The 6,085-nt window shown below is 66.2% G+C and carries 9 protein-coding genes; 1 reads left to right on the top strand and 8 read right to left on the bottom strand.

Annotated elements, in window-relative coordinates; all coding sequences use genetic code 11:
• Positions 1–1,153, top strand: a 1,153-nt coding sequence (locus I71_RS26360) for a hypothetical protein (RefSeq protein ID WP_211098441.1), incomplete at its 5' end; no start/stop codon positions are given.
• Here I71_RS26360 and I71_RS38550 read toward each other — a convergent pair.
• The 8 genes from I71_RS38550 to I71_RS26325 all read right to left on the bottom strand — a co-directional run.
• Positions 1,134–1,355: a hypothetical protein gene (locus I71_RS38550; RefSeq protein ID WP_159107440.1), complete on the bottom strand. Its 222-nt coding sequence runs from the start codon at positions 1,353–1,355 to the stop codon at positions 1,134–1,136. The two genes, I71_RS26360 and I71_RS38550, sit on opposite strands and share 20 nt — an antisense overlap.
• Positions 1,356–1,656: 301 nt before the next feature.
• Positions 1,657–1,866, bottom strand: a complete 210-nt coding sequence (locus I71_RS26355; protein ID WP_042700956.1) for a hypothetical protein — start codon at positions 1,864–1,866, stop codon at positions 1,657–1,659.
• Positions 1,859–2,215, bottom strand: coding sequence for a hypothetical protein (locus I71_RS26350; RefSeq protein WP_042700954.1), 357 nt, complete (start codon positions 2,213–2,215; stop codon positions 1,859–1,861). The genes I71_RS26355 and I71_RS26350 overlap by 8 nt, the downstream gene beginning before the upstream one ends.
• A complete protein-coding gene (locus tag I71_RS26345; RefSeq protein ID WP_042700951.1) occupies positions 2,212–2,445 on the bottom strand; it encodes a hypothetical protein in 234 nt (77 codons plus the stop codon). Before I71_RS26345 ends, I71_RS26350 begins: the two co-directional genes overlap by 4 nt.
• Positions 2,442–2,594, bottom strand: coding sequence for a hypothetical protein (locus I71_RS38545; protein WP_159107439.1), 153 nt, complete (start codon positions 2,592–2,594; stop codon positions 2,442–2,444). The genes I71_RS26345 and I71_RS38545 overlap by 4 nt, the downstream gene beginning before the upstream one ends.
• 212 nt (positions 2,595–2,806) lie before the next feature.
• Positions 2,807–4,270, bottom strand: a complete 1,464-nt coding sequence (locus I71_RS26335; RefSeq protein ID WP_042700948.1) for a nickel-dependent hydrogenase large subunit — start codon at positions 4,268–4,270, stop codon at positions 2,807–2,809.
• Between the two features lie 4 nt (positions 4,271–4,274).
• A complete protein-coding gene (locus tag I71_RS26330) occupies positions 4,275–5,285 on the bottom strand; it encodes a HupU protein (protein ID WP_042700945.1) in 1,011 nt (336 codons plus the stop codon).
• On the bottom strand, positions 5,282–6,085 hold an 804-nt coding region (locus I71_RS26325; protein WP_042700943.1), incomplete at its 5' end, for a sensor histidine kinase. The genes I71_RS26325 and I71_RS26330, both read right to left, overlap by 4 nt.

The following is a 6,085-nucleotide window of genomic DNA, read 5'->3' as shown; positions in this document are numbered from 1 at the left end:
CGACCTGCGGCCCCAGGAAATCCGGGAGGAGTTGTTGAGCCCGATCCTGGAGGAGGTCGAGCGTGCGGCACAGGCGGGCAGGGGCGAAGCACAGTCGCGCTTGGGCATCGTAGGCAGGTTGGCGGATCGGCTGTGGTCCGGAGCGAAGGCCGCCGACAGCGCCATGCAGCGCGCCTATCAGATGGAAGACGAGTTCTTCCGGATGGCCCTCTATCTCCGCCGGCGGGAACAGGGGCAATCGCCGGAACAGGCCGCCCTGGACGCCCGCGATACCTTCCTGAATTACGACATCCGGGCGCCATGGGTGAATGCCGCCCGCCGGTCTGTCTTGCCCTTCATCTCCTATACCTACCGGGCCGCCCCCATGATCGCCCGCACGCTGGCGACCCGGCCGTGGAAGATGGCGAAGTACTTCACGATGATGTACGCGCTGAACGCCCTGGCATACTCCCTGGCGCCCGGTGATGAGGATGAGGAGCGCCGTTCCCTGCGGGAGAACGAGCAGGGGTGGGCCTGGACCGGCGTGCCGCGCATGATGCGGCTGCCGACCCATGACCAGCACGGAAACCCGGTGTTTCTCGACATGCGGCGGTGGATACCGGCCGGCGACGTCTTCGATACCGGGCAGGGGCAATCGGTGATCCCGCTGCCGTCATGGATGCAGCCCGGCGGACCGCTGGCCATTGGCGCCGAGCTGCTGCTGAACCGCTCCGCCTTCACGGGGCAGGACATCATCAACAAGAACACCGACACGACGGGCGAGCGGGCCGGCAAGACGGCCGGCTATGTCTACCGGTCCTGGATGCCGTCGGCCGCGTGGGTGCCAGGGTCCTGGTACTGGCAGAGCATCAGCAACGCGATGGATGGCGCCCGGGATTGGTCCGGCCGGCCCTATTCGGTGCCGCAGGCGGTGGCGAACTCGGTGGGCATCAAGGTCAAGCCGCAGGATGTGCAGGAAGGTTTCGCCGCCTGGGGCCGGGAGTTCGAGAAGACGGAGCGGGAACTGGAGATGTTGGCCCGCCGCGCCGGCCGGGATCGTGAGCGTGGCCTGTTGAGCGAGACCGGCTACGAGCGGCAGATGGAAGGGCTGATGGAGAAGATGGGCGAGCTGGAGAAGCGTCGGAAGGAGACCTTCACAGGCTCCAGCCGATAAGGGTCAGGATCATGCCGATGATCGCCCCCGCCGCGGCGCCCAGGTCGCGCCGGTACCAGGGTGGAATCGGTTGCCGGCGGATCATATGGCGGTCGAGGCGGTGCCCCATGATCAGGGCACTGCCGATGGTCCACAGCGTCGCCCAGCCATCCATAGCGCCGCGCAGGCTGAGACGGGATATGAGGTCGCTCCACCAGGGCATCGGCGGAGCATGGCGGGGGAGGGTGTCGGCGTCCAGTGTGATGAGGGTGTAGGAAATGCGGGCGGCAACGATGTCAGGATTGGCAACACGCCGATGTTGATTTGATTGCAGATATATGGAAAAACACAACCGCCCGTCTCAAGCCCTGCACCCGGGCCAGTCGGATCCCGCGGGGTGTCAGCGCCGCGCCGGCTGGGTGACTTTCGCCCTCTGATACCGCCCGCGTAACGCGGGTAGGGGCCACCAGCGGAAGGGGCGGGTATCGCTGCGGCGATGGGGCGATCCGGACGCCCCGCCGCCGTCAGAACAACCCAGCCCCAGGGCCGGACTTCTCCAGTCCGCCTTCGCCTCGCATGCCCGTCCACCAGCGCTTGCCGCTCTCCTGGTGCCGGCTGCACCACCAGCGCACCTCTGTGGTGGACGAGCCGAATCCGAAGCAGCCGAACAGCCCGCAGACCTGACAGAGGTGATGCGTCAGGTCCGGCCCCGGCGCGTCGTTATGATCAGGCATTGTCCATTCCCCTCAGTTCAGCTTCGGCTAGCAGGATGAAGTCCTTCCGGCGCGCGATCTCGGCCATGAGCCAGATTGCATAATCGCGGTGCTCTGGCTTCGGCGGGTCCGCTGGCTGGACATGGCAGCCCCACCGGCCGCAGGCCGAGCAGCGGGCCTTGCAGGCCAACTCTACGAACGGAGTTGACGTCTTAGCCTTGCCGATCAGCTTCTCGATGTGGACGCGCTCCATGTGGTTGCAGCCCGGCCCGAGGCACCAGAACTCGACATAGAGGCAGCCGGACTGCCGCCAGTCCTCCAGGCCACGTTGCTGGTGGTAGCCAAAGGCGAGAGTCAGGCCGCTGGTCACAGCTGGATAGCCCCGAGGTCAGCCTCGCTGCCCCGCGCCGGCCGGCGCTCCTCGAAGGCATCGCGCTCTTCCTCTTCCGGCTCCCGCACCACCAGCGCATCCCGCTCCGGGGCATGCGGGTTGCCAAGCAGCAGCATGGCGGCGATGGCCCGAGCCTGCCCGGCATCACGCGCGGACGCGACGACTCGGCGGCGGGTGTTCTCCACCACGAAGAGGCGGCGGTCTGTCATGGCTCATCACCATTCTTCCAGTGATATCCGCCAGCCCCATCAAAGCCACGGCGAAGCATCGCTTTGCGCCCGCATTCACGGCACGTCACCCGGCCGCGCAATTCGATCACCCGAAAGTCCGGCCCGAGCTTTGCGATCAGCGCCGCCACGTCCAGTTCCGCCGACCGTCGGCACGGGTCGCAGTGCGCCCATAGGAGTGAACCACGCGGTAGGTTGCCGAGGGTGTCGGAGTACATTTTGTTCTCCATGCGTTCCCATTGAGAAGAACACCGAAGGAGAACAATCGGTCAAGTGCTGTTGCACGAATTTTGATGAATTTTGATAATCGGAAATTAAGTGATTGATTCCGTTCGGAGAATTTTCAATGCACCGTACACACCATGCAAGGATCGAACGACCGCACAATATGCTGCACCGACAGCGGCGTGCGCTCTCCCTCCTGCACCGGGGCACCAACCAGAGCCTGCTCCAGCGGGCCGGGTACCCGACCCAGATCGCGTGGTGAGAAGTTCCATGTCGTCGGCGCGATGATCTGATAGCCGGCGATGCGCCCGCGTTCGACCCGTAACCAATGACCCAACGCACCGCGCGCGGCTTCCGTCAGCCCGGCCGCCTGGGCGTTGTCCGGCATCTCCGCCGCCACGCACCAGGGAGCTGCTGGCTCCATGGCACGGAGCCAGCCTTCCATCGCATCGGTGGTTCGGGCAAGTTCCAGCAGTCGGGCAATCACACGGCTGCGCACCGATCCGCCATCCTGCGTCACCAGTGCCCGGACCAGAGGGTGGCCGTCCACCAGTTGCCGCGCAATGGCACCGGTCTCATAGGGCAAGCCGGCCAGCCTGGGCGCCTTGCACCAGCTGTAGCCGGTCTCGTCCATACCATCCGGCACGGTCGAGCCGGCGAAGGGAGGGTGCGGGCGGTCCTGCCCGGCCATACGGCTGAAGCGGTGATGCTCCGCCACCTGATCCGGGTCGAAGGGGGCCTCCTGTCCATCGGCAAAGGTGCCGCGGCGGTAGAGATGCTCTCCCTCGGAACCGGGATAGGCGCCGTAACTGAGAAAACGGCCATAGGCGCGGCCAAGATGGGCCAGTCCCAAATCCTCGGCGATCTCCAGAAACAGGCGGAAGTCGCCCTCCGGGCCGGACATGCGCCAAGTCTCCAGCTCCTCCGGTGCGGCAAGCGCCAACACGCGAGTCAGCGGCGCGCCGAACAGGCTGTCTTCCAGGAAACGGCGGAAGCTGCGGACAGTCGCCAGCAAGCGGACCCTGTCACGCGCATCCACCGCCCGGGTGACACCGCCGGGCTGGAGAGTGAGCGTGTGCGGCCATTTGCCGCCCAGAATGCCCAGCACATGGAACAACGCCGCCCGCGCCGCAGTGGCGCCGCGCACGGCGCTGCCCTGTGTCGCCTTGAAACGAGCCGCAACCCGATCGAACCACGCGCGTCCGTCATAGGCGGAGCGGGCGAAATCGGGCATGAAGAACAGGTGAAAATGGGTCAGATGGTCGGCGACATTCTCGGTCGCCGTCATCAGGTTGGTGGCGAGAAGACCGTTGCGTGGCGCCTCCACCCCCATGACGCCGGCCAGTGCCAGGGCAGCGGCATGGCTTTGCGAGACCGAACAGATCCCACAGATGCGGGGTGCCACCACCAGCGCATCCATCGGGTCTCGCCCTTCCAGAATGCGCTCGAATCCGCGAAACAGCGGTGAATTCACGTAGGCAGCAGAGACACTAGTGCCGGAAATCTCAAGCCGGACCTCAAGATCGCCTTCCACGCGGTTGAAAGGCCCGACGATCAGGCGGCGTTGGGAGGTTTCGCTCACCGGGTCAACCTTTCCGGGTCGGACGGACGGTGGGAGCGACGACGATACGGTCGGCGGCGGCGTTGCGGCGCACCCGCTCCGGCGTCGCGGCCTTGGCGAGAGAGGCGAGTGCGACGAACCACGCCTTCGGCATATCGGTCGGCAGGCCGATGGGAATGCCGGCGAATTTCGGCGTCTGCTGGAACGGATGCCCCGGCTCCTCGAACCCTGGCGCGGTGCAATTGATGCAAGCATAGCCGCCACGGGTGCAGGACCCCTCGCCATTCCACAGGCGGGTGTTGCAGTCGGCATGTGCCTGGGTGCCGAGACAGCCCATATGCTCCATCAGGCAGCCGAGGTCCGACGGCTTCTCCGCACTGGCCTTGTACTCGTAATACTCATTGCGCGGGCAGCCATGGTGGACCAGATGGTCGGCGTAGAAGCGCGGGCGCTGGTAAGCGTCCAGATCAGCGGCGGCAAGTGCATCCTCACCCAGCAGCATCAATGTCTCGGTCACCCAATTCGGGTGGGTCGGGCAACCGGCGACATTCACCACCGGCAGGCCGCCGCGCGCGCGGAACTCAGGACCCAGAGCGCCGCCGCGCTGCGCGCCGTCATATTGCAGGCCACAGGCGTCGGCGATGTTCTCGCCGCCCGCGGTGATGCCGCCAAAGGCGGCGCAGGTGCCGACCGCCACCACGGTACCGGCGACGGCAGCGAGATCGAGCGCCCAGTGGATGGTCGGCCGTCCGGTGCCCGCCAGCACATGGAAGCGGCCGGTGCCGTTCGGCCCGCGCAACAGCGATCCCTCGACACACAGCACATCCAGCGGTTCCACCCCCGACAGGACGCGGTCGAACAGCTCCACCGCCTCGGCCCCGGTCTCTTCCGACAGGCTGGGATGCCAGAGCAGACGGATGCCGGCCGTCTCCAGCAGCGTCATCAGGTCCGGGGATTCAGCACAGAGAAGCGACATCGTGCAGCCGCCGCAGCCGCCGGATTGCAGCCACAGCACCGACAAGGGACGGTCTCTCACGGTGCGGCTCCTTCCCTGTGTCCGGCGGCCGGCAAGGTCAGGGAGAACAGCGCCCCGCCGTCCGGATGATTGGCCGCAGCCAGGTCGCCACCATGGTCGCGCACCAGCTGATAGCTGATCGACAACCCGAGCCCGGTCCCCTTGCCGACCGGCTTGGTGGTGAAGAAGGGATCGAAAATGCGCCCCAGGATCGCGTCCGGGATGCCATGGCCGCTGTCGCGGATGGTGACGACAACCGTTCCAGCCTCCATCCGGCCGTTCAGTTCCAGCCGCTTGACGGTCGCGCCGGCCATGGCGTCGATGGCGTTCTGAACAAGATTCATGGCGACCTGATGCAGATGGCCGGGATGGCCGGCGATATCCAGCGTGTCGGGCAGGTCGAAGATCACCGTCAGGTCGGGCATCTGCGCCTTGGCGACCCAGGTCACGGCGGAGCGCAGAAGCGCCGTCAGATCGAAGCGTTCCGAGGCGTGCTTCTGTTCAGAGGAGAAGCGGCGAAGCTCCGCCACGATGTCGCGCACCCGCTCGGTTCCCTCCAGCATGCCGTCCAGCGTCGCCGCGGCGTCGGTACGGGCACGGTCGATGCGCAGTTCCTTGCGCAGAGCCGTCAGGTCCGACGCAGCGGCGCCCTCATGCACACGGTCGAGATAGGCCGTCATCCGCTCGACATAGCGGCGCATTGCGTGGGCGTTGCCATAGACGAACGAGATCGGGTTGTTCAGCTCATGAGCCACGCCGGCGACCAGACGGCCGAGCGAGGCCATCTTTTCGGAATGGACGAGCTGCTGCTGGGTCTTGTT

The sequence above is a fragment of the Azospirillum sp. B506 genome, assembly GCF_000333595.1.
Lineage (GTDB): Bacteria > Pseudomonadota > Alphaproteobacteria > Azospirillales > Azospirillaceae > Azospirillum.
This window is presented reverse-complemented; position numbering and strand designations above follow the sequence as displayed.